This is a genomic window from Vibrio sp. 2132-1 (assembly GCF_033344315.1).
Genome location: NZ_JAWPON010000468.1, coordinates 1 through 633 on the forward strand (window position 1 = coordinate 1; position 633 = coordinate 633).

General features: G+C 42.7%; 1 protein-coding gene. It reads left to right on the forward strand.

Annotated elements, in window-relative coordinates; all coding sequences use genetic code 11:
- The first annotated feature begins 46 nt into the window (after positions 1–46).
- A complete protein-coding gene (locus R8N47_RS26095; RefSeq protein WP_318186216.1) occupies positions 47–598 on the forward strand; it encodes a hemerythrin domain-containing protein in 552 nt (183 codons plus the stop codon).
- Positions 599–633: the final 35 nt, after the last annotated feature.

A 633-nucleotide genomic window follows, 5' to 3' on the forward strand; every position in this document is an offset into this window, starting at 1 on the left:
ATTTCTCATGTACACTTATTGAAAGTAGGTGTTAAGGAGAGACGCTATGATGATCGAAAGAATTCGACGCGAACACGGCTACATGGTTCGCCTGCTGGCCATATTGCGCCATAAACTCAACGAAATAAAAGAAGAAAACGCCATTAATTACTCGCTAGTAAGCGAGATTGTTGATTACCTCTCAAACCATTCGGAAAAAATTCATCATCCGAAAGAAGATATTCTCTACCATCATTTCCTCAAGCATTATGGTAAGCAACAAACCATGGAAAACTTGGAGAAAGAGCACCAAGAGCTCGCCGAGAAGACCAAAGAGTTTTCGATGCTCATTGAGATGATTTTGCAAGATGCGGTTGTTCCTCAAGACATCTTTATTGCTCAGCTAGAAGATTTCATTGAGTCGCAAAAGCGTCACCTTGAGCTCGAAGAGAGAAAAATCCTGCCATTAATTGAAGAGCTTTTTACTACTGAAGACTGGCAACACGTCGAAAGCCTATGGACAGAGAGCGAAGACGACCCTGTATTTGGTGACACGATTGCGGATCGCTACAAACAGCTTGCCGAGCGCGTTCGTCAAAGCGATATGGATGTTGTTTAACTCACTCAAAGCCCGAGTATCTATAAATCTTGCTC